The sequence below is a fragment of the Qipengyuania mesophila genome (genome assembly GCF_019711655.1).
Lineage (GTDB): Bacteria > Pseudomonadota > Alphaproteobacteria > Sphingomonadales > Sphingomonadaceae > Qipengyuania > Qipengyuania mesophila.
This window is the reverse complement of record NZ_JAIGNU010000001.1, coordinates 234962-261126: the sequence shown is the minus strand read 5'-3', so window position 1 is coordinate 261126 and position 26165 is coordinate 234962. Positions and strand designations below refer to the sequence as shown.

General features: G+C 65.4%; 27 protein-coding genes. 12 read left to right on the top strand and 15 right to left on the bottom strand.

Annotated elements, in window-relative coordinates; translation table 11 throughout:
• Positions 1-485: 485 nt before the first annotated feature.
• A complete protein-coding gene (locus K3181_RS01275; protein WP_221600073.1) occupies positions 486-1700 on the bottom strand; it encodes an argininosuccinate synthase in 1215 nt (404 codons plus the stop codon).
• Between the two features lie 122 nt (positions 1701-1822).
• Positions 1823-2086, bottom strand: coding sequence for a DksA/TraR family C4-type zinc finger protein (locus tag K3181_RS01270; protein ID WP_221600071.1), 264 nt, complete (start codon positions 2084-2086; stop codon positions 1823-1825).
• Between the two features lie 231 nt (positions 2087-2317).
• Here K3181_RS01270 and K3181_RS01265 point away from each other — a divergent pair, with 231 nt between their 5' ends.
• Complete coding sequence (locus tag K3181_RS01265) at positions 2318-3310, top strand: lipase family protein (RefSeq protein WP_221600070.1); 993 nt, start codon at positions 2318-2320, stop codon at positions 3308-3310.
• Positions 3311-3346: 36 nt separating this feature from the next.
• Here K3181_RS01265 and K3181_RS01260 read toward each other — a convergent pair whose 3' ends face one another.
• Complete coding sequence (locus K3181_RS01260) at positions 3347-4660, bottom strand: SAM-dependent methyltransferase (RefSeq protein WP_221600068.1); 1314 nt, start codon at positions 4658-4660, stop codon at positions 3347-3349.
• 83 nt (positions 4661-4743) lie between these two features.
• Between K3181_RS01260 and K3181_RS01255 the strand changes: the two genes are divergently transcribed.
• On the top strand, positions 4744-5178 hold the full coding sequence (locus tag K3181_RS01255) for a DUF1801 domain-containing protein (protein WP_221600066.1): 435 nt from the start codon (positions 4744-4746) through the stop codon (positions 5176-5178).
• On the opposite strand, the gene K3181_RS01250 is transcribed toward K3181_RS01255, so the two are convergent.
• The 8 genes from K3181_RS01250 to rlmN all read right to left on the bottom strand — a co-directional run bounded on the left by K3181_RS01250 (position 5179) and on the right by rlmN (position 11182).
• Complete coding sequence (locus K3181_RS01250) at positions 5179-5919, bottom strand: molybdopterin-dependent oxidoreductase (RefSeq protein ID WP_221600064.1); 741 nt, start codon at positions 5917-5919, stop codon at positions 5179-5181.
• Positions 5916-6581: a cytochrome b/b6 domain-containing protein gene (locus K3181_RS01245; RefSeq protein WP_221600062.1), complete on the bottom strand. Its 666-nt coding sequence runs from the start codon at positions 6579-6581 to the stop codon at positions 5916-5918. The genes K3181_RS01250 and K3181_RS01245 overlap by 4 nt, the downstream gene beginning before the upstream one ends.
• Positions 6578-7348 (bottom strand): SDR family oxidoreductase, encoded by a 771-nt coding sequence (locus K3181_RS01240; protein WP_221600060.1) that lies wholly within the window; start codon positions 7346-7348, stop codon positions 6578-6580. The genes K3181_RS01245 and K3181_RS01240 overlap by 4 nt, the downstream gene beginning before the upstream one ends.
• Before the next feature lie 104 nt (positions 7349-7452).
• Positions 7453-7839 carry a glycine zipper 2TM domain-containing protein gene (locus K3181_RS01235; protein WP_221600058.1) on the bottom strand — a complete coding sequence of 129 codons (387 nt, stop codon included), beginning with the start codon at positions 7837-7839 and terminating at the stop codon, positions 7453-7455.
• A gap of 128 nt (positions 7840-7967) precedes the next feature.
• Positions 7968-8612: an MOSC domain-containing protein gene (locus K3181_RS01230; RefSeq protein WP_221600056.1), complete on the bottom strand. Its 645-nt coding sequence runs from the start codon at positions 8610-8612 to the stop codon at positions 7968-7970.
• Positions 8609-9211 (bottom strand): class I SAM-dependent methyltransferase, encoded by a 603-nt coding sequence (locus K3181_RS01225; protein WP_221600054.1) that lies wholly within the window; start codon positions 9209-9211, stop codon positions 8609-8611. Before K3181_RS01225 ends, K3181_RS01230 begins: the two co-directional genes overlap by 4 nt.
• Positions 9212-9230: 19 nt before the next feature.
• The gene (locus K3181_RS15775; protein ID WP_221600052.1) at positions 9231-9944 is read right to left on the bottom strand and encodes a 2OG-Fe(II) oxygenase family protein; all 714 of its coding nucleotides are present in this window, start codon (positions 9942-9944) and stop codon (positions 9231-9233) included.
• A complete protein-coding gene (gene rlmN, locus K3181_RS01215) occupies positions 9941-11182 on the bottom strand; it encodes a dual-specificity RNA methyltransferase RlmN (protein WP_221600050.1) in 1242 nt (413 codons plus the stop codon). The genes K3181_RS15775 and rlmN overlap by 4 nt, the downstream gene beginning before the upstream one ends.
• Positions 11183-11473: 291 nt before the next feature.
• Here rlmN and K3181_RS01210 point away from each other — a divergent pair, with 291 nt between their 5' ends.
• A complete protein-coding gene (locus K3181_RS01210) occupies positions 11474-12139 on the top strand; it encodes an outer membrane protein (RefSeq protein ID WP_221600048.1) in 666 nt (221 codons plus the stop codon).
• A 68-nt stretch (positions 12140-12207) separates the two neighbouring features.
• Here K3181_RS01210 and K3181_RS01205 read toward each other — a convergent pair whose 3' ends face one another.
• From K3181_RS01205 to K3181_RS01195, 3 genes are read right to left on the bottom strand one after another with little or no spacing between them, the layout of a single operon-like run.
• Positions 12208-12690 carry an invasion associated locus B family protein gene (locus K3181_RS01205; protein WP_221600046.1) on the bottom strand — a complete coding sequence of 161 codons (483 nt, stop codon included), beginning with the start codon at positions 12688-12690 and terminating at the stop codon, positions 12208-12210.
• On the bottom strand, positions 12683-13162 hold the full coding sequence (greB, locus tag K3181_RS01200; RefSeq protein ID WP_221600044.1) for a transcription elongation factor GreB: 480 nt from the start codon (positions 13160-13162) through the stop codon (positions 12683-12685). Before greB ends, K3181_RS01205 begins: the two co-directional genes overlap by 8 nt.
• 23 nt (positions 13163-13185) lie before the next feature.
• Entirely contained in the window at positions 13186-15087 is a 1902-nt protein-coding gene (locus K3181_RS01195; protein ID WP_221602782.1) for a lytic transglycosylase domain-containing protein, read from the bottom strand.
• 137 nt (positions 15088-15224) lie between these two features.
• Here K3181_RS01195 and dapA point away from each other — a divergent pair, with 137 nt between their 5' ends.
• Positions 15225-16106: a 4-hydroxy-tetrahydrodipicolinate synthase gene (gene dapA, locus K3181_RS01190; RefSeq protein WP_221600042.1), complete on the top strand. Its 882-nt coding sequence runs from the start codon at positions 15225-15227 to the stop codon at positions 16104-16106.
• A 1-nt stretch (position 16107) separates the two neighbouring features.
• On the opposite strand, the gene K3181_RS01185 is transcribed toward dapA, so the two are convergent.
• Positions 16108-17181 (bottom strand): succinylglutamate desuccinylase/aspartoacylase family protein, encoded by a 1074-nt coding sequence (locus K3181_RS01185; RefSeq protein ID WP_221600040.1) that lies wholly within the window; start codon positions 17179-17181, stop codon positions 16108-16110.
• Positions 17182-17276: 95 nt separating this feature from the next.
• Between K3181_RS01185 and smpB the strand changes: the two genes are divergently transcribed.
• From smpB to K3181_RS01145, 8 genes are all read left to right on the top strand, one after another.
• Positions 17277-17759, top strand: coding sequence for an SsrA-binding protein SmpB (gene smpB, locus K3181_RS01180; RefSeq protein WP_221600038.1), 483 nt, complete (start codon positions 17277-17279; stop codon positions 17757-17759).
• A 131-nt stretch (positions 17760-17890) separates the two neighbouring features.
• Positions 17891-18499, top strand: coding sequence for a DUF2062 domain-containing protein (locus tag K3181_RS01175; RefSeq protein ID WP_247714821.1), 609 nt, complete (start codon positions 17891-17893; stop codon positions 18497-18499).
• Positions 18496-20967 (top strand): hybrid sensor histidine kinase/response regulator, encoded by a 2472-nt coding sequence (locus tag K3181_RS01170; RefSeq protein WP_221600036.1) that lies wholly within the window; start codon positions 18496-18498, stop codon positions 20965-20967. Before K3181_RS01175 ends, K3181_RS01170 begins: the two co-directional genes overlap by 4 nt.
• 148 nt (positions 20968-21115) lie before the next feature.
• The gene (recA, locus tag K3181_RS01165) at positions 21116-22180 is read left to right on the top strand and encodes a recombinase RecA (RefSeq protein WP_221600034.1); all 1065 of its coding nucleotides are present in this window, start codon (positions 21116-21118) and stop codon (positions 22178-22180) included.
• Between the two features lie 211 nt (positions 22181-22391).
• Positions 22392-23015, top strand: a complete 624-nt coding sequence (locus K3181_RS01160) for a glutathione S-transferase family protein (protein WP_221600032.1) — start codon at positions 22392-22394, stop codon at positions 23013-23015.
• Positions 23016-23112: 97 nt separating this feature from the next.
• Positions 23113-24279, top strand: coding sequence for a nucleotide sugar dehydrogenase (locus tag K3181_RS01155; protein WP_221600030.1), 1167 nt, complete (start codon positions 23113-23115; stop codon positions 24277-24279).
• Positions 24279-25301, top strand: coding sequence for an NAD-dependent epimerase/dehydratase family protein (locus tag K3181_RS01150; RefSeq protein WP_221600028.1), 1023 nt, complete (start codon positions 24279-24281; stop codon positions 25299-25301). The genes K3181_RS01155 and K3181_RS01150 overlap by 1 nt, the downstream gene beginning before the upstream one ends.
• A 4-nt stretch (positions 25302-25305) precedes the next feature.
• Positions 25306-26133 (top strand): class I SAM-dependent methyltransferase, encoded by an 828-nt coding sequence (locus tag K3181_RS01145; RefSeq protein WP_221600026.1) that lies wholly within the window; start codon positions 25306-25308, stop codon positions 26131-26133.
• Positions 26134-26165: the final 32 nt, after the last annotated feature.

The window sequence follows — 26165 nt, the reverse complement described above, 5'->3', positions numbered from 1 at the left end:
AGGCCGGCCTTCGACAGGCGGCTCCGCGATCAAACCTTCCGTTGATGGCCGGAGCCTCGAACGGTTGCATCGCCCATCAGGTCCGAAGACCGTCTCTGCAATGCCACCTCGGCATCCGACCGGGTTGGCCCGATCCATGAAAGACGTACATTGTGTTCCGTCATCGACCCTCTTGCCTTGGACCGAAGTCCTCCGCATGACGGTCTCGAAAACACATGGACAGCATTCTCCATGTCTTTCCGGTGTGGAATTTCTCCTTGATTTCAGGCCGTTAGGCCGTCGATCCGGTGGAAGTCCCTCGCCGTTCCGATGACTTGAAGCTGCGCCTGATCGGGCGATTCGTCCAGCGCGCAAGGGCCGAGTTTTCCACTTTCCCCGCTTTTCGCTGTGGAGGGGGGTGGATAACTCAACCGCTCGTCGCAAAAATGGAATAGTCGCCGCGCCGATCACGCAATATTGCGCTGCACAAACGTGCTGCAGCGCAACTAACGGTCGCGCTTGGCGAGCAGACGCAGGCGCAACGCGTTGAGCTTGATGAAGCCCTCGGCATCCTTCTGGTCATATGCACCGGCATCGTCCTCGAAGGTGACATGCGCTTCGGAATAGAGCGAGTTCGGTGACTTGCGGCCGACGACCATGGCATTGCCCTTGTAGAGCTTGAGCCGGACGGTGCCCGAGACCTTCTGCTGGCTGAGGTCGACCGCGGCCTGGAGCATCTCGCGCTCGGGGCTGAACCAGAGGCCGTTGTAGACCAGCTCGGCATAGCGCGGCATCAGCTCGTCCTTGAGATGCGCCGCGCCCCGATCGAGCGTGATCTGCTCGATCCCGCGATGCGCACGGGCATAGATCTCGCCGCCGGGCGTCTCGTACATGCCGCGGCTCTTCATCCCGACGAAACGGTTCTCGACCAGGTCGAGCCGGCCTATCCCGTGCTTGCGGCCAAGATCGTTCAGCGCGGCGAGCAGGGTGGCGGGGCTCATCGCCTCGCCATTCAGCGCCGTGCCGTCGCCCTTCTCGAAACCGATGGTGACGTACTCGGGCGCGTCGGGCGCGTCCTCGGGGTTGTCGGTGCGCGAATAGACGTAGTCGGGCGTCTCCTCCCACGGGTCCTCGAGGACCTTCCCTTCCGACGAGGTGTGGAGGAGGTTGGCGTCGGTCGAGAAGGGGCTTTCGCCGCGCTTGTCCTTGGGTACGGCGATCTGGTGCGCCTCGGCCCAGGCGATCAGCGCGGTGCGGCTGGTGAGATCCCATTCGCGCCACGGGGCGATGACCTTGATGTCCGGATCCAGGGCATAGGCCGACAGCTCGAAGCGCACCTGGTCGTTGCCCTTGCCGGTGGCGCCGTGGGCGATCGCATCGGCACCGGTCTCGTGCGCGATCTCGACGAGACGCTTCGAGATCAGCGGGCGCGCGATCGAGGTGCCAAGCAGGTAATCGCCTTCGTAGCGGGCGTTGGCACGCATCATCGGGAAGACGAAATCGCGCACGAATTCCTCGCGCAGATCCTCGATGAAGATGTGCTCGTCGGGAATGCCCATCGCGCGGGCCTTGGCGCGCGCCGGCTCGATTTCCTCGCCCTGGCCGAGATCGGCAGTGAAGGTGACCACTTCGAGCCCGCGTTCGACTTCGAGCCACTTGGCGATGACAGAAGTATCGAGGCCGCCGGAGTAGGCGAGAACGACGCGCTTGATATCGGACATTGAGGGCACCTTGCTGCTTTGCGCGCGCCGCTAGCAGGGGAGGGGGCGGAAAGGCAATCGATTCACGCTTGGCCGGGCGGAAGCGCAGTTTGGCGAACCACCCGCGGCGATGCATTGCGCCGTCAGCGGAGCTGGCTGTCCTTGCTGCCGCGCCGGTTGATGCCCGCCTGGCGCTGACTTGCGTCCTTTCCGCTCTGGCAGGCGACGCAGCGTTTCACTCCGGGCAGCGCCGCGCGCCGTTTCTCGGGGATTTCCTCGCCGCATTCGACGCACCACTGCTCGCTCTCGCCCGAGGGCATGCGCGCCCGCGCGGCGCTCACTGCATCGGTTACCGTGTCGTCGATCTGGTCCTGAACGGCGCCGTCGCGCGCCCATCCACCTGCCATGCTGCATCCTTCTTGCGGGTGAGTACCGTTCCTCGATTGATACCAACAACGGTGCGCAAGTGCGATGGGTCCCCGTTCAAGCCGATTCCGGCTCAAGAATCCTCGCTAGACCATAATATTACCACAATAAAAGGAACTAATAGTGGTCGAGGGCGCAGTTCTTGGACCGCATATGGGGAGGGGATGATGGCGAATGGAAATTCGGCAACGGCGTCAACGATCGAAACGAAGATGTTGGCCAATGCGATACTTGCCTACTTCATTGCGCAGGATCAGGTCGGCCAGATCGAACCCTATTGGTCGCACGCGGGAATAGTCGGCGAAGTCAACGCCTTCCAGCTCGGGGAGAGCGATATCGATGCGGCTTTCTGGACGCTTTCCGACGATGGCTGGATCACCCTTTCCATCCGCGGGACCCTGCTCGACACGAACAGCTTCTGGGAACTGATCGCGACGATCGAGGACTGGTACGAGGACGACGAGACCTTTCTCGAGCCGCTCTATCCCGACCCGCAATCGGGCAGGGTGCATCGCGGCTTTCGCCGCGCCGCCTTCACCTTGTGGCCCTATCTGCTGCTGGGAGGCTATTTCGGCGGCAGATTCCAGGCCGGGCTCGCCAGCATCGACTATGCGAAGGTGAAGGGTATCCGCGTCACCGGTCATTCGAAGGGCGCCGCGCTATCGCAATTGCTGGCGGTGATCATCGCAACCGAACTGACCGGAGTGAACGGGAGCAGGCCCGCTGCGATCGAGGTCTATTCCTACGCCTGTCCGCTGCTGGGCGACGGCACCTTCGTGACGTACTTCGCAAGCCAGAGGGCGATCACCAGGGCGGTGCGGTTCCAGCGGTGGAGCGATATCGTGCCCTTCGTCCCGCCCTACGACAGCTTCAACATCCGCGATATGAATGCGCAATATTGCAGCAGCGTGTTGTCCTACGCTCTGCGCCCGATCTTCGACCAGATGTATGCCGGCTACCATCTTTGCGGCGATCTGGTCTTTTACGATGGCCCCGACCCCGCGACGAGTGTCATAGACACCGGCGCGATCGCCATCTCCCATTCGCAATCCGTCATCCTCGCGGCGATCCAGGGCGACCACAGCGAAACCATTGCCGGGGCGCATTCGGCTATCAATTCCTATTGGCCCGCGGTAACCCGGCGAAACTGGCCGCAACCGGAGATCGAGGAACTGAGGGTCGAGTTCGAGGCCATCCTCGGTTGAAGGGTCGGCGGTGCCGGAGCCGCGTGCCTGCGCGCGCTACTCCGCCGCCTCCTTCAGCGCCGGGTCGAAGCGCCATTGCGGCACCTTGTCCTCGTCCGCTGCGCGCAGACGGGCACTCTCCGCCTCGATATACTCGCGCGTCATCGGGATCGCGGCGCGGTCCTTCACATACTGGATCTGCCAGTTGACCATATTGCCGTGGCGGAAGCTCTGTTCGGCGCCGGCGAGGTAGAACAGCCACATGCGGTAGAAGCGCTCGTCGTAAAGTTCGGTGATTTCGCGCCGGTGCAATACGGTGCGCTTGTACCATTCCTCGAGCGTGTGGCTGTAGTGGAAGCGCATCGCCTCGACATCCATCACCTGCCAGCCGTGCTTCTCGCTCTGCGTGACGAGTTCGGAGAGCGCGGGGATATAGCCGCCGGGGAAGATGTACTTGCGGGTCCATTTGTCGGTGAAGCCCGGCGGCCCGGCACGCCCGCAGCAGTGGCTGATCATTACCCCGTCGCGCGCGAGCAGGCGCGCCGTGTGCTGATAGAACTGCGGGTAATGCGGCGTGCCGACATGTTCGAGCAGGCCCACAGAACTGATCCGGTCGAACTGCCCCTGCACGTCGCGATAGTCCATCAGCTCGAACGTTACCCTGTCGGCGACACCGGCTTCCTCGGCGCGCTCCTTGCAGAAGGCGATCTGGTCGGGCGCGAGCGCGACACCCATGACCTCGACGTCGTAATGCCTTGCGAGATACAGCGCGAAGCCGCCCCAGCCGCAGCCGATGTCGAGGATCCGCTGGCGTTTTCCGTCCTTGGGGGGCTGGATGTACATCTTGGCGGCGAGATGCGCCTTTTTGTCGAGTTGCGCCTTCTCCAGCGAGGTGCTGTCCGGATCCTCGCGATAATAGGCCATGGTGTATTGGCGGTCTTCGTCGAGGAAGCGTTCGTAGAGTTCGCGCGTGAGATTGTAGGTGTGCTCGGCGTTCTTGCGCGCCTTGCTTCGCAGGTTGACGCTGTCCGCCTTGGCGAGGAGCTTCTGCGCCGCCTTGCGCAGCGGCCCCTTGGGCTTGAGCGATGCGCCCGCCACGCGTTTGGCGTTCATCGTCACGAACAACACCAGGTCGCGGATGTCGTGCGGCTCTTCGACCTCGAGCCAGCCCCACATGAAAGCCTCGCCCGCGCCGACCTGCGGATAGCGCGCGATGTGGTTGGCGGCTCGCTTGTCGGTGAGGCGGATGCGGAGCGGGGGAGACCCGTCGTCATCGTCGCTACCGTATTCGAAGGTCTTTCCGTCGTGGTCGGTCACCACCATGCGTCCGCGCCGGATCGCCGATTTCAGAAATTTGTCGAGCAGCCACATCGGCGCCGGTCCTCTCCGCAGTTTCCCCTGAGGGGGGTCTGTGGCACAAGGATGGTGGTGTCAATCGAAGCGAGGCGTTCACCATGGCGGAAGCGAAAACGGTCGAAACGCCGGTCGACCCGGCCGATTTCATCGCCGCGGTCGAGCCCGAGAGGAAGCGCGAGGAAGCGGAAGTGCTCGACTCGCTGTTCCGCAAGGTGACCGGCCAGCCGGCGAAAATGTGGGGGCCGAGCATCATCGGCTACGGTCGCTACCACTATCGCTACGAGAGCGGGCGCGAAGGCGACATGTGCCGCCAGGGCTTCAGCCCGCGCAAGGCGAAGCACTCGCTCTACATCCTGAAGTGCGGCGAGGAGAGCGAGGAGGCGGCCTTCGCCCCGCTGCTGGAGCGGCTCGGCAAGCATGCGCGCGGCGCGGCGTGCCTCTATGTCAACAAGCTCGCGGACATCGACTTGGCGGTGCTGGAGGAGATGATCGCACTCGGCTGGAAGCGCTCGCTCGCCAAATATGCGGACTGATCAGATGCCGGCGTACCATTGGTAGCCGGCACGGTCCTCCCAGTATCCGCCCTGGCCTTCGCCGATTTCGTCGAGGCTGGCGACCGCTTCGATCGCGGTGAGATACTTGGCGTGCTTGTAGCCTAGCTGGCGCTCGATCCGCATACGCAGCGGTGCGCCGTTGCGCACCGGGAGCGGTTCGCCGTTGAGGCTGTGTGCGACGATGGTCTGCGGGTGGAAGGCGTCTTCGATGTCTACGCTCTCGTAATAGCGCCCGCCCTTGTATTCGTCGGCGCAGCGGAAGACGACGAACTTCGCCTCGGGCTTGAGTCCCGCCGCCTCGAGCAGCACCGCGAGTTGCGGGCCGGTCCATTCGCCGATCGCGCTCCATCCTTCCACACAGTCGTGGCGCGTGATCTGGCTGCGCTGCGGAAGTTTGCGGATATTCTCGAGGCTGAGGCTGAGCGGATGGTCGACCAGCCCGCGCACCTCGAGCCGCCAGTTGGCGAAGCCCTCCTCGACATGCCGCGGATAATCGCCGTTCTGCGGGTCGGTCGAGCCGTTGCCGCGGAAGAAGGGCGAGATCGCGCTCTTGGGGTATTCGGGGGCGAGCGCGCGGCGACCGGTCAGCAGTCGCTGCGCGCCCTGGTGCCAGCCTTCGGCCGCATCGAGCAGCGACTTGCCTGCCTTGCTTTCGGCGATCCGGTTGCATCCAGCGACGAAGGCGGCGCCGGCCGCGACGAGGAAATTGCGACGTTTCATTGCGCGCGTCCGCCGGTAATCATGTCGCGGATCTGGTGAACCGGACCCGAGAGCAGCACCAGCAAGACGTGGACGACGAAGAAGCCGGCGATAGCGAAGGCGAAGATGAAGTGCAGCGAACGGGCCGATTGCCGCCCACCGAACAATTCGACCAGCCAGCCGAGCGTCGGCTCCATGCCGGGGCTGATCGACATTCCGGTGAGCACCATCATCGGAAGGAAGACGCCGAGGACGAGCCCATAGGCGAGCTTCTGGAGGAAATTGTACTTGCTGCCCTCGTGTTCGAAATGGAGCTTGAGGTGCTCGACCACATCGTGCCAGACGGCAGCGGGTCGCCATTCCTCGCGGCTGGTCGCGATGTCGCGCGCGAAGTGCCGGTTCGCGAGCATGGCGATCCACATGAAGGCGAGGCCGAGCGCGAAGGGCCAGGCCATCAGGATGTGCCAGTCGCGCGCCACCGCGAGACTGTAATAGCCCGGAATGGTAATCCAGTCGGGGAAGCGCGGCACGGCCAGCCAGGCCTGCTCGGCGGAAAAGCCCCAGTCGCCCCAATAGAGCCGGCGGTGCGCGTTCGAGATCGTCAGCCCCGACATGAACAGCACGACCACGCAAACGAGGTTGAGCCAGTGCCAAACCCGCGTGGAGAGGGCGTGGCGCTTCACCGGGCGCACTCCTCGCGCGCGAGGTAGATCACGTCGCGTGGTTGCGCCAGCAGGTGCTGGCCGCTGTCGACATAGAGTGTCTGCCCGCTGGCGAGGTGGCCCTGCGCGAGGAACAGCGCGGCATCGGCGACTTCGTCGGCGCCGGTCTTGCGGCGGAGCAGGTTCATGCGATGCGAGACTTCGGTCTCGGCCTCATGCTGGTCGTGGCTGGCGAGGATTGCGCCGGGGGCGAGGGCATAGACGCGGTCCTCCGGCCCCCCAGCGCCCATTGCAAGCATGGGGATTGTGGCGGCGATGGCGTGCTTGCTCATCGTGTAGCTGAAGAAATCGGGATTGGGATTGGCGAGCTTCTGATCGGTCAGCTGGATCACGTGCCGCCCGCCCTGCGCGCGGGCATGCGCCAGATAGGCCTGCGCCATGCGCGCCGGAGTCCGGGCATTGATCTGCATCGCCCGGACATTCGTCGGCGGATCGAGTTCGGTTACAGCATCTGGTTTGAACACGCCCGCGCAATTGACCAGCGCGCGCCAGTCGGGGAGGCGCTCGGCCAGAATCTCGACCATCGCCACCGCGGCGTGGCCATCGGCAAGGTCGCACTGCACCGCCTCGGCTGAGGGCAAGCTGGCGGCGAGCGCTTCGGCCTCGTCCCGCGAAGAGCCGTAGTGGATCGCCACGTGCCAGCCCGATGCGGCGAAGGCGCGGGTGATCGCCGCGCCGATCCGCCTCGCCCCGCCGGTTACGAGCACTGCTGGCCTGCTGTCGGTCATCGCCCGCGACCATAGCGGTGCGCCGGGCAAAGAAAAGACGCGCCGTCACCAGAGGGAGGGGTGACGGCGCGCCCGATGCGCAACCTCGCGGCTGGCTTATCCGTTTAGCGGCAGCTCAGGCTACCGCGGTCGATCTCGCGACCGACCAGCGCGCCGACCGCGCCGCCGAGAATCGCGCCGAGCGTCCTGTCTCCGCGTCCGGCGAGTTCGTGGCCCGCGAGCGCGCCGACCCCGGCGCCGATCACGAGACCGGTCGTGCCGTTGTCGCGCCTGCAGTAATAGCGTCCGTCATTACCGCGCCACATGCGGCTGTTGCGCGTGATCCGGCGCGGCTGCACGTAGTAGCCGCGGCTGTCGTAGATCGCGCGGTCCTTCGCGCGCTTGCCGTGAGCCGGCGCCCAGCGCGGCGGATCCGCCGCCGCGGGAGCGGCCATGCCGAGGCCGGTCAGCGCCATGGTGCCGGCTGCGAATGCGAGGGTGAGTTTCTTCATCGTTGCTACCTCATTGCCTGTATCGGCTTGTCAACGACGACCCTGCTGGGGAGGTCCACAACCTCGGATTAACGGGCGGTCTTAAGCCGAAATTAGCGATGAGCCGACCGATCCTGCGCGACGAACCGCTAGGCTTCGAGCCGTTTCCGGACCTTGTCGCGCCATGGTTGGCACAGCCGCTCGAGCGCGGCGATGTCCTGCAGTTCGGCACGCGAGGGGCGGTGCGCGGGATCGTAGAGTGCGGCGAACAGACGCGCGACGGTCCAGTCTTCGGGTCCGGTCTCGACACATTCGAGCACATCTCCCGCTTGAGCCTCACCTGCTTCGATCACACGGTAGTACCAGCCGCAATCGTGGCGTTCGATAATGCGCGCGACCATGCCCATGCGCCCGAACCGGTGTTCGACCTTCCAGCAGGGCTGGCGCGGCTGGCTGATCTCGAGCAACGCGCTGCCTAGCCGGAAGCGGTCGCCGATATGGACGCCGTCCTCGGTAAGTCCGGTGACCATCAGGTTCTCGCCGAAGGCCGCGGGGCCTGCCAGCAGCGGATGCTCGCCGAGCCACGCGTTCCACACCGCATAATGATCGTGCGGGTAGTGGTGGACCGCCATGTCGACGCCGCCGTGGTGCTTCGTATCGGCGACGCTGTCGCCGGCAATGCCGAGGACTCCGATGCCGACCGGTCCCTCGACTGGCCGCTTGTCGATCGCGCTGGTCTCGTTGCCCCTGAAGGACTTCGGCTGGCCGGTGCAGATCGCGAAGACCTCGGTCACGGACGGTCTTCCTTGCGCAAGGTCAGTGCAGACCAGTCGCGCTGCACGCCGTCCGCACCTTCGCCGCGATAGCGTTCGGTCGCGACGATGGCGAAACCGCTGTCGCGATAGACGCGCTCGAGCCAGGCCTCGTCGGGCAGGTTGGTCAAGCGGCCCAGCGGGTCGCGTCCTTCGCCATCGCCGAGCTTGTAATTGGCGAAATGCCACCCGCCCGGGCGCAGCGCGCGGTGGATCGCGGCGAGAACACCCGGCAGGTCCGCGCGCGCGACATGGAGCAGGCAGGCATGCGCCCAGACTGCGTCATAGGCCGCGACCGCATCGAGCTCGTCGAACCGCATCACCCGCGCGCCGACGTCGAAGCGCTCGTTGGCCTTGCGGACCATGGCCGGCGTGCCATCGGTGGCGTCGAGATCGAAGCCGCGTTCGCGAATGCGTCCCGAATCACGGCCCCCGCCGCAGCCTAGCTCGAGCACGCGCGCGCCGGGCTCGTGACGGTCGAGGAAGCTGTCGAGATGCCTGCTGGGCGCCTGCCCGAAGCTCAGCGTGTAGCGCGGCGCGTTCGCCTCGTAGAAGGCGATGGTGGCCGGGTCGGCGCTCATGCGAGGCCACCCGGCATTGCTAGGACACGAACCAGCCGGAGACCGCAATGCGCGGGCGCGGTGCGCTCGCGGCGACGGCGGTCACGAGATGGAACTGCGGTACGCCGAACAGGTCGAGCCGGTTGAAGCCCGGCGAGAGGCCTTCGATCCGCTCGTCTACCGAGGGGAAGAGCAGGTTGCCGCCCCAGTCGGCGATCCAGTCGCGCGACAGGCCGAGCACGGTTGCGACCTTGCGGTCGTGGGTGGGCCCGTCGTGATGCTGGGAGAGGAAATCGCCCTCGCGGAAACGCGTGGCCTGGATTTCGACCTCGCGCACTGCTTCCTCCTCGCTGAGTTCGCGAATGAAAGCGAGGGTGCTTTCGTCGGTGAACGCCTTGCGCAGGGCGGCAAGCGGCGTTTCGCCCATCGCGGCGAGCTCGTCCGGGACCATCGAGATCGCATCGTAGCGATAGGCAAAGGCCTTGCCGCTGTCGGTCGCGATGGCGCGTTCGATCTGGTCGCTTTCGGCGACCGCATCGGGATTGCCCTCCCATGTGCGGCGGGGCGGCATGTCGAAGCGGCGACTCTGGAAGCCGCGCATCCGGTGCCAGTCCTCGAATTCGGCCAGGAAGGTCTCGAGGGCCAGTGCGTTCTCGTCGCTCAGGATCGGAGCGATGGAGCAGCGGCCTGTCTCGTAGAATTCGTCCTTGAGCGTGGCGCGCGCTGCCTGCGTGTCCGGCAGCACGAACTTCACGATTGGACAGCCTCGGCAGCTTCGCGGTCGCGCTGGGCGCGGCTCTTCTTCTCGGCGGCGGTCTTCAGTTGGCCGCAGGCGGCATCGATGTCGCGCCCGCGCGGCGTGCGCACCGGGGCGCTGATGCCGTGTTCGAAGACGATCTCGGAAAAGCGCTTGATCCGTTCGGGCGTCGAGCACTCGTAAACCGCGCCCGGCCACGGGTTGAACGGGATGAGGTTGACCTTGGCGGGCAGCTTGTAGGCCTTGAGCAGGCGCACCAGTTCGCGCGCATGCTCGTCGCTGTCGTTCTTGTCCTTGAGCATGACATATTCGAAGGTGATCCGCCGCGCATTGCTTGCGCCCGGATAGTCGGCGCAGGCCTGCAGCAGTTCCTCGATGCCGTACTTCTTGTTGATGGGGACGATCTCGTCGCGGATTTCCTTCGTCACCGCGTGGAGCGAGACCGCGAGGTTCACGCCGATCTCCTCGCCACAGCGGTCCATCATCGGCACCACGCCGCTGGTCGAGAGCGTGATGCGGCGCTTCGATAGTGCGAGGCCGTCGCCGTCCATGACCAGCTTGAGCGCGCCCTTGACGTTGTCGAAATTATAGAGCGGTTCGCCCATGCCCATCATCACGATATTGGTCAGCAGGCGTCCGTCCGACGTGTATTCGGCGCTGTCCTCGACTGCGTCGAGCCCGGCCATCGAGCCCTTGGGCCATTCGCCCAGTGCATCGCGCGCAAGCATGACCTGACCGACGATCTCGCCCGGGGTGAGATTGCGGACAAGGCGCATGGTGCCGGTGTGGCAGAAGCGGCAGTTGAGCGTGCAGCCGACCTGGCTCGACACGCACAGCGTCCCGCGATCGGCGTCGGGGATGAAGACCATCTCGAATTCGTGGCCGTCGGAGGTGCGGAGCAGCCACTTGCGTGTGCCGTCGCTCGAATGCTGTGCCTCGACCACGTCGGGCCTTCCGATGAAGAAGCGTTCGGCGAGCCACGGGCGCATGGTCTTGGCGATGTCGGTCATCGCCTCGAAATCGGTCACGCCGCGGTGGTAGAGCCAGTGGAACACCTGCTTGGCGCGCAGCTTGGCCTGCTTCTGATCGAGACCCGCCTCTTCGAACAGTTCGCGGATGCGGTCCTTGGGCAGGCCGATCAGGTCGACGCGACCGTCCTCGCGCGGAGTGATGTCGCGCGCGACGGGAACCGGGTCCACCTGCCCGGGGATGCTCATGAGTGTCGTATCGGCCATGGGAGCCGCGCATATAGTGTCTTCCGCGACGAAAGCAAAGCATGTGCGCGGGCGGGCAGAACTCCGCATTCACGCAGCCGTTCCCACGCTCCGTCGCAAATCAGGCTGCAGATTTCCGAGCCTGTTCCAGAGCACAATTCACCGCCGGCTGCGCACCTTTCGTCGCGCAATATGTGCTCAATATGCCACAATTTCCTGTTGTGGGAGGTTCATGAAACTGTTCCTGCACGAGTCACGTTCTCCCGGTCCATGCAGCATGAAAGCTGCGGGTCACAAAAACGGAGTTCGCACATGAATAAGATATCAACCCTCCTCGTCGCCGGTTCAATGGTCGCCTTTGCCGCCCCTGCCATGGCGCAGGATGCGGACAGCAATTTCGACGGTTTCCGAGTCCAGGGCGTGACCGGTTACGATGCGCTGCAGGCCGGCAGCAGCGTTGACGACGACGGTGTCGACAACAACGACCAGTCGATCGACGGCGTCGTCTACGGCGTCCAGGCTGGCTACGATTTCGATCTCGGCGGCGCTGTCGTCGGGCTCGAGGCCGAGCTTTCGGATTCGACTGCCAAGACCGAATACACCAATGGCGATTTCGAAGGCTTCGGCTTCGGCCAGGTGGATGCCGGCCGCGACCTGTTCCTCGGCGCGCGCGTCGGTGCCAAGGTCGCTCCCGACCTGCTGCTCTACGCCAAGGGCGGGTACACCAATGCCAAGCTCAACATCCTCTCGAACGACGGCACCACCGAATATGACCAAACCTTCGACCTCGACGGCTGGCGCGCGGGCGCGGGCGTTGAATATGCCATCAACCCGAGCACCTTCATGAACGTCGAATATCGCTATTCGAACTACAGCAAGGGCGAAGTCGACCTCAACGGCGACCTGGCCGATGGCGACCGTTTCGACGTCGATCTCGACCGTCACCAGATCATGGCTGGCGTTGGCGTGCGCTTCTAAGCGATTGCGCCTGTCATGATCGGGGGCCGGGGAGCGTCAGGCGCTCTCCGGCCCCTTGTCTTTTGCGTTCACCTGCGCGCGCAGGCGAGCGTGGCGGCATCCATCGCGGTCGCAGCGCCGGCGAGCGAATAGCTGTTGGCGAAGCGCCGCCCACGCGTGTCGGTCGCGCGGACGGTCATCCGGCTGGCCGAGCGCATGGCCGCGACGATCGCGGCATCCATCGTGCGGTCTTCGGCCCAGGCATCGGCCCCGCCGCCGGTCAAGCGAAAGCTCTTGCCGCCCACCAGAAGGACGACGTTTGCCTTGTCGGCCAAGCCGCGCGACAGACGGAAATGGACCTGACCGCGCAGATTCCGTCGTGGCCAGGTGCCGATGGTGGCGAAGGGTTCGAACTCGCGGCTCGCCTGGCTCGCCGCCGGGACGGCGATGGCGTAGCAGCGTGGAACCGAGGCATCGCGAAAGGCGCCCCAGTCGGAAAACACGCCGAGGCTGTCCTTGGCCGCGAGCGGAGCGGCGAGGACGATCAGCAGCAGGACGGCGGATTTACGCATAGTCTATGGCAACGACTTCCCATTCTTTGAGCCCGCCGGGAAGCCTCACGCTGCGCAAATCCCCGACCGCCGCACCCTTGAGCGCGCGCGCGAGCGGGGAGGACCAGCCGATCCGGCCGGCGCTCGCGTCCTGCTCGTCGTCGCCCACCAGCGTCACCACGCGTTCCTCGTCGTCCTCGTCGGCCAGCGTTACCGTGGCGCCGAAGAAGGCGCGCGACTTGTCGGGCTGTTCGGAGGGGTCGATTACGCGCGCGGCCTTCATCCGCCGCGCGAGATGGCCGAGTTCGCGATCGATCTCGCGCATGCGCTTGCGGCCATAGAGGTAGTCGCCGTTCTCGCTGCGGTCGCCATTGCCCGCCGCCCAGCTGACGATCTCGACGATTTCGGGCCGTTCGGTGCCGAGCAAATGGTCGTAGCGCGCCTTCATCGCGGCATAGCCTGCTGGGGTGACGGGATTGGTCTTGCCTTGCATGAGGCGTCCGCCCCTAGCGCAAATCAGCGCCGCAGGTAATTGGCGATATCGCGCTCGTAGCTGGCCGATTTGTCGGGATGCATGTTGGCGTAAGTCACGGCGTTGCCGATCACCCGCATGACGTAATAGCGCGTCTCGAAATTGGACGGGATCTGTTCGATCCAGGTCGCCCAGTCGACGCTGCCATTGCGCGGATCGCCGTTCAATCGCAGCCACTCGTTCACCCGGCCCGGGCCGGCGTTATAGGCGGCGATAGCGAGCGGGTAGGCGCCGCCGTAGCGGTCCATCAGCCGCGCGAAATGCGCATCGCCGAGGCGGATGTTGTAGCTCGGGCTGTCGGTCAGATTGGCGGACATGTAGTTCACGCCGATCTTGCCCGCTTCCTCGCGCGCGGTACCCGGCATCAGCTGCATCATCCCGCGTGCACCGGCATGGCTGACACGGTTGCGGTCGAACTCGCTTTCCTGCCGCGCGATCGCGTGGACCATGGTCCAGTTGGCCCCCGGATGCGTCTCCACGGTAGGGAAACCGAGCCGTTCGAAGCCCTTGAGCCCGTGCTCACCCGAGACCAGCCCGGCGACCACGGCGAGCTCGTCAAGCCCGGTCTCGCGCGCCAACTGGCCCACCAGCGCCATCTCGCCGGGCGTGTCGGCCTTGTCGGCGATGGCTTCGAAGAAGGCGCGCTCGGTGCGCCAGTCGCGCCGGTTGCGCGCGATCGAGCGCAGCGCCCCGGTCAGCGGATCGGCCTCGAACGCGGCGCGCTCGGATTGATCGGCTTGAGGCAGCGCGGCGAAACTGCGCATCGGACGACCGAGTTCCTTCAATGCCAGCTGGCCATAATACCAGTCGGGATAGTCGGCGGCCATTTCCCAATAGCGCTGCGCGCCTTCGCGGTCGCCCGCGCGGGCAGCAGCGCGGCCGGCCCAGTAGAAACCCTTCGAGCGGGTCAGTGGGGTCTTGGCCGCTGTGCCGTAGCGGTAGAAGAGCGGCGCGGCCTGCGCCCCGTCGCCGAGCGACCACAGCGCCTTGGTCCCGCCGAGCCACATCAGATCGGTGTATTTGTCGCGCAGCGTGTAGGAGCCATCCGAGATATCGGTGCCCGGCGCGAAGATGTCGTCGACCTTGCCGGCGATGCTCGCGGCTTGCGTCGCGCCAGCGGTCTTGGCGACGGCCAGCGCCTCGCTGACGAACTGCGTGCCGTCGAAGGCAGGAGCGGCGAAAGCGGCGCGGGTCGAGAGCAGGTTCACCGCCTCATAGGGCTGGCCCGAGCTGCGGTAGTGGCGGCTTAGGTTGTAGACATAGCCCGCATCGTTAAGCGCACCCTGCGGCACGGGCAGACCGGCCTGCGAGGGCGTGCTGCCCTGCAGCAGCGCGAGCCGTGCCTGCGCCATTGCGCGATAGGCGGGCGAGACGCGCCCGACATGGCGCGCGGCGGCCTCGTAATTGCCCTGCCACAACAGCGCGTCCATCCGCGCATCGTGATCCTCGGGCGCGAGGCGGCTGCCGAACAGCCCCTGCATGTAGAGCTCGGCCGGGCCGCTCATCGTACCCCCGCGCCAGGCTGCGCGGGCCACCTCGAGTGCTTGGGGACGGTCGAGCGAGGCCAGCGCCAGCGCGTAGCGGGCACGCGCGCTGTTGGTCAGCGGCGCGAAGCGGTCGAAGAAGGCGACCAGCGTCTGCGGCGGAGGCGCGTCGCTTTCGAGCGCGGCCTCGGCGCGGCGACGCAGAACTTCCTGCTTGGGGAAATCAGGATAGGACGAGACGAAATTGGCATAGGAGGCGAAGGGCAGGTTGTCCTGCTTGGTCAGATACTCCCACTGACCGATCGCCCGGTCGATCGCGCCGGGCTGCTGTGCCACCATGTAGTTTCGCGGCGCGTCCTGCGCCTGCGCCACGGTGGGGATCGCCAGCATGCCGCCGGCCATAAGTGCCAATGTGAAAAGTCTTTTTCTGCCCATGCTGGACATCGTGCCCGGCCCCTCCTTATCAGGCGCTGAATGAATTGTGGCAGCGCCCACGAAAACTCGCCTTGTTTCATAGCTCTAACGCAGGACCGACGTAAATGTTCTCAGGCTCGATTCCGGCTCTGGCGACTCCTTTTCGCGACGGATCGTTCGACGAAGCCGCGTTCCGCAAGCTGGTCGACTGGCAGATCGACAACGGCAGCAAGGCGTTGGTGCCCTGCGGCACGACGGGTGAGGCGTCGACCATCTCCAATGCCGAGCATCATAGGGTGATCGAGGTCTGCATCGAGCAGGCCGCCGGTCGCGTGCCCGTGATCGCCGGATGCGGATCGAACGATACGCGCAACGCGCTGCTGCACATGCAGTTCGCCCGGAAAGCCGGAGCGGCGGCGGGGCTGTGCGTCGCGCCCTATTACAACCGCCCGAGCCAGGCCGGGCTGATCGCGCATTTCAGCTTCCTCGCCGAGAACAGCGACCTGCCGATCGTGCTCTACAACGTGCCGAGCCGCACCGTCACCGACATCGAGGACGAGACGGTGGTCGAGCTGGTGCGCAAATATCCCAAGCGGATCGTCGCGATCAAGGACGCCAGCGGCGACCTCTCGCGCGTCGCCGACCACCGCATGGGGCTCGACCACGAATTCTGCCAGCTGTCGGGCAATGACGAATTGTGGTTGCCGCATTCGGCCGCGGGCGGCGCAGGCTGCATCTCGGTCACCGCCAATGTCGCTCCCGCGCTCTGCGCCGAATTCCACGAGGCCATTGCCGCCAACGATCTGGTCAAGGCGCGCGAGCTCAACGACCGGCTGTTCCCCCTGCATTACGCGATGTTCTCCGATGCCAGCCCGGCGCCTGTGAAATACGCGCTGAGCCGCGTGCACGAGTGGTTCTCGCCCGACGTCCGCCTGCCTTTGGTCAATGCCAGCGAGGCGAGCCGCAAGGCGGTCGACGAAGCGCTGGCGATCGCCGGACTGATCTGAGCTAGAGCACCTCGTCCTCGTCGAGCAGCGGCGCGGCGGGGAAGGGCGGTTCGCTCACCGCGAGCGCTTCGACGATGCTGTCGGCGTGCTCGCCGGCATGGCCGTGCCCGTCGATCTCGGCGATGTGGAACAGGGCGTCGCCCTGGTTGACGATCGGCAGCGTCGCATGGCCGATAACCACGCCGTCGGTGGGACTGATCACATCCTCCGGATTCTCGCCGAACAGCCCGCCGACGCGCGCCAGCAGCTCGCCCTCGCGCACGACGTCGCCCGATTTGCACTCGCGCCGCGAGACGCCCCCGCGCGGCGCGCGCACCCAGCTCGAGCGGCTCGAACGCAGCGGCACTTCGACATCGGCGAGGCCGTCGTCGGCGTCGATCATCCCGATATGCGCGAGCACGCGCAGCACCCCTGCCACGCCAACCTCGATCGCGAAGCGGTCGAAGCGCAGCGCCTCGCCTGCCTCGAGCAGCAGCATCGGGGTCTCGCGGTCGGCGGCCAGCGCGCGCATCGAGCCAGGGCGCAGCGGGCTCTCGATGATGATTGGCGCGCCGAAGGCCATCGCCAGCTCGCTGAGATAGGGACTGCCCGAGGCGATGCGAATCTGCGGCAAATTGTACCGGTGCACCGCGGCCGAATGGATGTCGATTCCGAGCGAGCAGCGGTCGATCACGTGCTGGAGGAAGCAATGCGCCAGCTGCGCCGCGAGGCTGCCGTGCTCGGCGCCGGGAAAGCTGCGGTTGAGGTCGCGGCGGTCGGGCAGGTAGCGGCTGTGCGCGGCGAATCCGTAGATGTTCACAGCCGGGGCTAAGATGATCGTGCCCGAAAGCTGCGCGGGAGCAAGGCGTTCGAGCAGCCGCTGGATCACCGCGGTGCCGATGATCTCGTCGCCATGGATCGCGCCACTCACGAAGATGCAAGGTCCGTGGTTGCTGCCGTGCATGACCCGCAGGGGCAATGTCGAACGGAGACCGGTGACCTGCTGGCTGACGGGAATCTCGACCGTAGCCTGCGTGCCCGGCGCGACGACGCTGTCGTGAATGGCGAAGGGTTCGTGCGAAGTCCGGCTGTGCATCGACCGCATTCGCCACGAGCGGTCCGCGATTGGCAAGCAATTTCGCCCGCTTGCCCTTTCCAAGCGCGGCGCGCTCGCCTACATGCGCCCGCCTTATGGCCCGTCCCAAACCCGCCACTTTCGACAAGCAGAAGACTGTCGCCGACAATCGGCGCGTACGGTTCGATTATCATGTCGAGGACACGTTCGAGGCCGGCCTCGCGCTGCAGGGCACGGAAGTGAAGGCGCTTCGCGCGGGCGAGGCGAGCATCAAGGAAAGCTATGCCGAGGTGCGCGACGGCCAGGTCTGGCTGATCAATGCCAACATCCCCGAATATTCGCACGGCAACCGGCTCAATCACGAACCGCGGCGGCCGCGCAAGCTGCTGCTCCACGCGCGCGAGATCGAGAAGCTGTTCGGGGCGGTCGAGCGCAAGGGCATGACGCTGGTGCCGCTGTCGATCTACTTCAATTCGACCGGCCGGGCGAAGGTCGAGCTCGCCCTTGCCAAGGGCAAGCAGGCGCATGACAAGCGCCAAGCGACCAAGGATCGCGACTGGCAGCGCGACAAGGCCCGCCTGATGCGCGAGCGCGGCTGAATTGCATCCGTTCAGCCCTTACAAAGCATGCCCCGATTAACCACATCGCCAGCCATGCCGATTTCTACGCCAGCCGTCTTCGTCGCCCCCTTGAACTCGTCCGACAGGCGGCGCATGGCGGAGGCGTGGCAATGACCGGGCCCAGATCGAAGACCTTCCTGGCGGACTGGATCCGCCTGCGCATGCCGACGCGCGAGGAAATGGCGCAGAACAAGTACCTGCGCCCGATCGCACACCGCTTCCTGACGCCCGAATTGTGGCGCTTCACGCGGCGCAGCGTGCCGCGCGGCGTGGCCCTCGGCATCTTTGCCGGCTTCATCATCCCGGTAGGACAGATATTCCTGGCCGCGTTCATGGCGCTGCCGGCGCGGGCCAACGTGCCGCTGTCGGCGCTGGTGACCTTCATCACCAACCCCTTCACCTTCCCCTTTTGGGCGGTGGTGGCGAACAAGCTCGGCGCCTTCATTCTCAAAATCGACCTCGCGGCCACCGGCGGTGCGGCGCAGGACGAGATAACGAGCGGCCGCTGGGCCTGGTTCCTCGACATGTTCGAGGGCGTTGGCGTGACCGTTCTGGTCACCATCTTCGGGTTCATCGTGCTGGCCGTGGTCGGCGCGGCGATCGGATATCTGCTGGCGGGCGTGGTCTGGCGCTTCGTCGTCGCGCGCAAGCGTCGGCGCCGGCTGCTGGCGATGGAACGGCGTCTCGACGAGCGCCTGCAGCAGGAAGCGGGCGAATGATCGCGAGCGAGGAGAGCGCGGTTTCCGGACTTCCGCCTCTGCCGCTGATGCTCGGTGTCGCTGTCGCCAGCATCGTTTCGATCGTGCTGATCTGGCTTGTCGGCCAGCAGACGCTCGTCGCGCTGGCCTATGGCGGGTCGCTGGTCGCACTGCTGCTCATGCTGCTGCTCGTCGCCCGGCTCAAGGCGCCGGCGGCGGACGAGACCGTGTTCGCGCCCGACTGGTCGGTCACCAGCGCGGCGATCGAGAACCGCCGCCGAGGCGTGGCCATCATCGACCGCGCCAACCGGCTGGTTTGCGCCAATTCGACTTATGAATCCTGGTTCAAGGCGGCTTCGTCGCCAACCGAACTGCCTTTCGATGCTGCGTCGCGCGAGGCGGTGATGGGCGCCATGCGCGAGGCCTGGCGCGACGGCAACGCGACGGTCGAACTCGTGCAGTGCGACGGTTCCGAGACGCGCTATCGGCTACAGATCGACCGCAGCGGGCGGAGCGAGGCCTATCTCGTCTGGCGCTTTGCCGAGATACGCGAGGAGCGCGGCTACGAAGATCTCGCGACGCGCCTTTCCGGCCGGCTGGGCGAACTGATCTCGCGCGCCGGGATCGAACTGGCGCTGGTTGGGCCCGACGGTATCGTGCTGACGACGACACCGGGACTGGCCGAGCGTGCGACCGGTAGTCGGGACAATTCGCTCGCCGGGCTGGAATTCGTGCAATTGCTGCGCTCGGACGACCGCGACCGGATCTTCTTCGCCCGCGAAGGCCAGCAGGGTTCTCCGCAGACGCTGGTGCATGTTCCGCTCGATGCCGTGAGCGATGGGCGGCTGAGCGATGCCGACGAGGCGCTTTCCATGATGCTGCTGGTCGACAGCACCGTCGGCATCGGCGGCGGCTGGGAGGGCAACGGCAAGGCGGCGATCCCGCAGCTCGAAGCGTTGCTGTCGGCGCTCCCGCTGGGGCTGGCGCTGACCGATCGCGACGGTCGGTTCCTGTTCGCCAACAAGGCCTTCCTGCGCGCGGTCGAGCGCGTCGACCATGGACTGCCGCAGTTCCCCTCGGACCTCGTCGTACGCGAGGACAAGGCCGCCATGGCCGATACCGTGCGCCGCTTCGCCAAGGGCGCGACGGCGAGCGGCGACATGGCGGTGCGGCTGGCCAACGACAAGGAGGAACCGGTCTCGATCGGACTCGCCGGGGTGCGCGGGCTGGGCGATGCCGCGGTGCTGCTGTCGATTTCCGATTCCTCCGAAGAGAAGCGCTTGCGCCGCCAGGTCGCGCAGGCGACCAAGATGCAGGCGGTCGGCCAGCTCGCCGGCGGCGTGGCGCATGATTTCAACAATGTGCTGACCGCGATCATCGGCTATTGCGATCTCATGCTGCTGCGCCACACGCCGGGCGACAGCGATTACGACGACATCCAGCAGATCAAGGCCAATTCGAACCGCGCGGCCAGCCTGACGCGGCAATTGCTCGCCTTCAGCCGCCAGCAGACGCTTCGTCCGGTCGTGCTGCAGCTGCCCGACGTGGTGAGCGAGGTCAGCCAGCTGCTCAAGCGGCTGATGGGCGAGAAGATCGAGTTCTCGGTCCGCCACGACCGCGAGCTCGGCTCGGTACGCGCCGACCCGCAGCAGCTCGAGCAGGTCATCATCAACCTCGCGGTCAACGCGCGCGACGCGATGCAGGCGCATGCGATGAAGCGTGGCAAGCAGGACTGGAAGGGCCGGCTGACGCTCGCCACGCGCCGGGTCTCGGCGCGCGACGTGCGCAAGATGGGCATCGATATCATGCCCGCCGACGATTACACCGTGCTGATCGTGCAGGATACCGGCGGCGGCATCCCCGAAGAATATCTCAACAAGATCTTCGAGCCCTTCTTCACCACCAAGGAACTGGGCAAGGGCACGGGGCTCGGGCTGTCGACCGTCTACGGGATCGTCAAGCAGTCGAACGGCTTCATTTTCGCCGACAATGTCCAGGGGCCCGACGGCACGCCGATCGGCGCGCGCTTCACCATGTACCTGCCGGTGCACAAGGGCGAATTGCCTGCCGAGATGCGCAACGAGGAGCTCGAGGAAGCCAAGCCGACCGAGTGGTCCGCGGGCGGCAAGCTGCTGCTGGTCGAGGACGAGGACATGGTCCGCGCGGTGGCCGAACGTGCGCTGGTCCGCGCGGGCTACACGGTAACCGCGGTGGCCGACGGCGAGGAGGGCTTGGCCGCGATTGCAAACGGCAAGACCGAATTCGACCTGATCGTTTCCGACGTGGTCATGCCGACGATGGACGGGCCGGCGATGGCGCGCGCGATCCGCAAGGTGAAGCCCGACATCCCCATCCTGTTCATGTCGGGCTATGCCGAGGAACAGCTCCGCGGCGAAATCGACATCGACAACATGCACTTCATCCCCAAGCCGTTCAGCGTCCAGCAGATCAACGCCAAGGTGTCCGAGGTGCTGAGCGCGAGCCGCTAGGACCCGGCGACAGGGGCGCAGCCGAGCATCGGAACAAAGCGAGAAATTAATTTCCGTTCCCTACTTGTTCTTTGAGAACAAAGCCGATACATCATGCGCCAGTTGAAGAGTCGGGATGCGGCTCTGGCCAAGCGCAGGAGGTGATGTCATGGCGGCAAGTCTGAAGCTCGTAGAGGACAAGAAAGTGGACGCAGACCGCCAGAAGGCATTGGATGCCGCGCTCGCGCAGATCGATCGCGCGTTCGGCAAGGGTTCGGCGATGAAGCTGGGCCAGAAGGAAACGATGCAGGTGGAAGCGATCTCCACCGGCTCGCTTGGGCTCGACATCGCGCTCGGCGTGGGCGGCCTGCCCAAGGGCCGCGTGATCGAGGTCTACGGCCCCGAAAGCTCGGGCAAGACCACGCTGGCGCTGCATGTCATCGCCGAGGCGCAGAAGGCCGGCGGGACCGCCGCCTTCGTCGACGCCGAACATGCGCTCGATCCGGTCTACGCCCGCAAGCTCGGCGTCGATATCGACGAACTGATCGTCTCGCAGCCCGATACCGGCGAGCAGGCGCTCGAGATCACCGATACGCTGGTGCGCTCGAACGCGATCGACGTGCTGGTGGTCGACTCGGTCGCCGCGCTGGTGCCGCGCGCCGAAATCGAGGGCGAGATGGGCGACAGTCACGTCGGCCTCCAGGCCCGCCTGATGTCGCAGTCGCTGCGCAAGCTGACCGGCTCGATCAACCGCAGCAAGTGCATGGTGATCTTCATCAACCAGCTGCGCATGAAGATCGGCGTGATGTACGGCAATCCGGAAACCACCACCGGCGGCAATGCGCTGAAATTCTACGCTTCGGTCCGCCTCGACATCCGCCGCACCGGCCAGATCAAGGACCGCGACGAGGTGATCGGCAACGCCACACGGGTAAAGGTGGTCAAGAACAAGGTCGCCCCGCCGTTCAAGCAGGTCGAATTCGACATCATGTATGGCGAGGGCATTTCGAAGATCGGCGAGATCCTCGACCTCGGCGTCAAGGCCGGCGTGGTCGAGAAGTCGGGCAGTTGGTTCAGCTACGACAGCATCCGCATCGGCCAGGGCCGCGAGAACGCCAAGGCCTTCCTCAAGGAAAATACCGAGCTGTGCGCCAAGTTGGAAGCCGCGATCCGCGGCCGCACCGACGAGGTCGCCGAAGAGATGATGACCGGTCCGGACGCGGACGAGGGCTGACGCTCTTCAAGCGGGAGCGCGTCGGCCTCGGTCACCCCGGGTCGGCGTATCGACCGGACTGTCCCCCGGCGCTCCCGGAAAAACGGAAAGCCGGTGCGCGCCGCCTCTTGGCCGCACCGGCTCTTCCGTATCTGTGGCGGCGCCGCGCCGGCTCCCCTAGGCTGCTTGGCGAATCGCCCGCAATCGTAGCCGGGTGCTGGGAGGCTCACCGATGATCACCGTTCACCACCTCAACAACAGCCGCTCGCAGCGCATCCTCTGGCAGCTCGAGGAGCTCGGCGCGGAGTACGAAATCGAGCACTACCAGCGCGATGCCGAGAGCAATCTCGCGCCGCCCGAGCTCAAGCAGGCACACCCGCTCGGCAAGTCGCCTCTGATTGTCGACGATGGTCTGCGCGTGGCCGAAAGTGGCGCCATCGTCCAGTATCTCTGCGAGCGCCACGGCGGCGAAGCATGGCTGCCTGCAGTCGATAGTGAAGAGCACGTGCGCCATCTCGAATGGATGCAGTTCGGCGAGAGCAGTTTTTTCGTTCCGGTCATGCTCAAGATCTACGCCGGACGGCTCGGCGATGCGGCTGCGCCGCTGATGCCGCGCGTCGATGAGCAGTTCGCCGCCCATGTGCAGTTTGCAGAAGACAATATTTCGGACGATCTGCATTTCGTCGGGGACGACTGGTCCGCGGCGGACGTGATGATGAGCTTCCCTGCCGAGATCGCGGTGATGCAGGGCTATGCGGAGAAAGCGCCCAAGCTCGCCCGCTTCGTGGAGGCGGTGCATGCGCGGCCCGCGTGGAAGCGCGCGCGCGAACGCGGCGGCGCCTACTTCATGTGGTGATCCCGGGCGAGGGCGGGCTTGCAATCGGGTCTGGCAGCCCACAGAAGGCTGCCGCGGCCGCCCAGCGCGGCCTCGGCGAGAAGGCACGGGTTATTCGATGAAGATCGCGGTTTTCGGGCTCGGCTACGTGGGCCTCTCCAACGCCATCATGCTGTCGCAGCGCAATGCGGTGGTCGGCTGCGACATTTCGCCCGAACGGGTGGCGATGCTCACCGAACGCCGCTCGCCGATCCAGGACGAACTGGTCGAGGAGTACCTGCGGCGCGACGATCTCGACCTGTCCTTCACGACCGATGCAAGTGCCGCGATCGACGGTGCCGATTTCGCGATCGCCGCGGTCCCGACCAATTACGACGTCGAAACGAACTTCTTCGACACCTCGGCCGTCGATGCGGTGATCGAGCGGGTGCTGGCGGCCAACGACAGCACGGTGGTGGTCATCAAGTCCACGGTGCCCGTCGGCTATGTATCGCAGGCCCGCGCGCGCTTCGGTAGCGACCGGATCATTTTCAGCCCCGAGTTCCTGCGTGAAGGCAAGGCGCTCTACGACAATCTCCACCCTTCGCGGATCATCGTTGGCGAGCAGTCGGAGCGGGCGCGCCAATTCGCCGATCTCCTGCTCGAACCCGCGCTAGAAGAGGATGTCCCGGTTCTCCTGACCGACGCCGACGAAGCCGAGGCGATCAAGCTCTTCGCCAACACCTATCTCGCCATGCGCGTCGCCTTCTTCAACGAGCTCGACAGCTATGCGCTGTCGCGCGGGCTCGACACGCGCCAGATCATTGAGGGCATCGGGCTCGATCCGCGCATCGGCGGCCACTACAACAACCCCTCCTTCGGCTATGGCGGCTATTGCCTGCCAAAGGACACCAAGCAACTGCTCGCCAATTATTCGGAAGTGCCGCAGAACCTCATCCGCGCGATCGTCGATGCCAACCGGACGCGGAAGGATTTTCTCGCCGACCGGATCATCGCCAAGGGGCCCAAGACCGTCGGCATCTTCCGTCTCGTGATGAAGGCGGGTTCGGACAATTTCCGCCAGTCCTCGATCCAGGGGATCATGAAGCGCGTGAAGGCCAAGGGCATCGAGGTGATCGTCTACGAGCCGGTGCTCGATGATGACAGCTTCTTCGGCAGCCGGGTCGAGCGCGACCTCGCCCGGTTCAAGACCGAGGCCGACGTGATCGTCGCCAACCGCCTCGATCCCGACCTTTCCGACGTCTCCGACAAGGTCTTTACCCGCGATCTGTTCGGCGCCGACTGATGGGCGAGAGCCGCACCGCGCTGGTCACCGGTTCGGCGGGTTTCATCGGCTATCATCTCGTGCGGCGCCTGCTGGCCGACGGTTTCCGGGTCCTCGGTGTGGACTCGCTGTCCGATTATTACGATCCCGAGTTGAAGCGGCGGCGGCAGGCCGCGCTGCTGCAGAATGCCAGCTTTACCGCTGTCAACGAGCCGATCGAGACGCCCGGCCTGCTCGCCGACCTTTTCGGGAGCGAGAAGCCCGACATCGTCGTCCACCTCGCCGCACAGGCGGGGGTGCGCTACTCGATCGACAATCCTCGCAGCTATCTCGACAGCAATCTCGTCGGGACTTTCGAGCTGCTCGAGGCGGCGCGAGCGCATCCGCCGCAGCACATGCTCCTCGCCTCGACCTCGTCGGCCTATGGCGCGAACACCGAGATGCCCTATCGCGAGACGATGAAGGCGGACCACCAGATGTCCTTCTACGCCGCGACGAAGAAGGCAACCGAGGCGATGGCGCACAGCTATGCCCATCTCTTCGACCTGCCGGTGACGATGTTCCGCTTCTTCACCGTCTACGGGCCGTGGGGGCGGCCCGACATGGCGCTGTTCAAGTTCACTCGCGCCATGCTCGCTGGCGAGACGATCGACGTCTACAACCACGGCGAGATGATGCGCGACTTCACCTATGTCGACGATCTCGTCGAGGCCGTTCGGCGGCTGGTGGACACAGCGCCCATACGTCCTGCCGGCCCGGACGAGGTCGCGCCGGGCGACAGCCTTTCGCCAGTCGCACCGTGGCGCGTCGTCAACATCGGCAATTCGCAGCCCGAGCAGCTTGGCGAAATGATTGCGGCGATCGAGGACGCGCTCGGAATCGAGGCGAGGCGCAATCTGATGCCGATGCAACCGGGCGATGTGCCGGCGACCTGGGCCGATGCCGAGCTGCTCCGATCGCTGACGGGCTATGTTCCGCAGACCGGTATCCGCGAGGGCGTGAGGCGCTTCGTCGACTGGTACCGCGACTATTACGAGGTGTGATGCGATGACAGATCATAGGGATTGGACCGGAAAGGTCGGGTCGATCTGGGCGCGCGAGTGGCGCCGGACCGATCGCAGCTTTCGCGAGCTGACTCCCGAGTTGATGGCGGCAATCGAGAGCCACAGTTTTTCTTCGGTCGTCGATATTGGCTGCGGCGCAGGGGAAATCTCCTGTCGCATCGCCGAGGCGCATCCGGATGTCCCGATAACCGGTGTGGATATCGCGCCCGAACTGCTCGATGTCGCGCGCGAAAGGGCGAGTGGCTTGCCGAACGTGGGTTTCATCCACGGCGATGCGGCGCAGGCAACGATCGACCAATCTCCACGACCGGACCTGCTCGTCTCTCGCCATGGCGTCATGTTCTTTGTCGATCCGATCGCCGCGTTCGATCACCTTCGGAGCCAGATAGGGCCAGGTGCCGCGCTGGTATTCTCTTGTTTTCGCGAGCGATCGAACAATGCATGGGTCGAGGAAACCCTTTCCGCGCTCCCCGCGATGCCGCCGCCGGTCGATCCCTCCGAGCCGGGACCATTCGCCTTCGGCAGCCGGGACCGCGTGGAGGGCATCCTGCAAGCTTCGGGCTGGCAGGACATATCGTTCGAAGCTCTCGACTATCGCATGACCTTTGGAGAGGGCGACGATGCGGTTGGCGACGCGCGCGACTATCTCTCGCATGTCGGGCCGACCGCCACACCCATCTCACTGCTCGAAGGTGCCGAGAGGGAGGCGACTTTGGATCGGCTGTCCGAAGTTCTGACGAGGCACGAAAGCAGGGGTGTCGTCGCCCTGCCGGCCGCCGCATGGATCGTGACCGCTCGCGCGCCCGGCTGATCGCCATTCCTGCACAGTCTGGCCGGGCATTC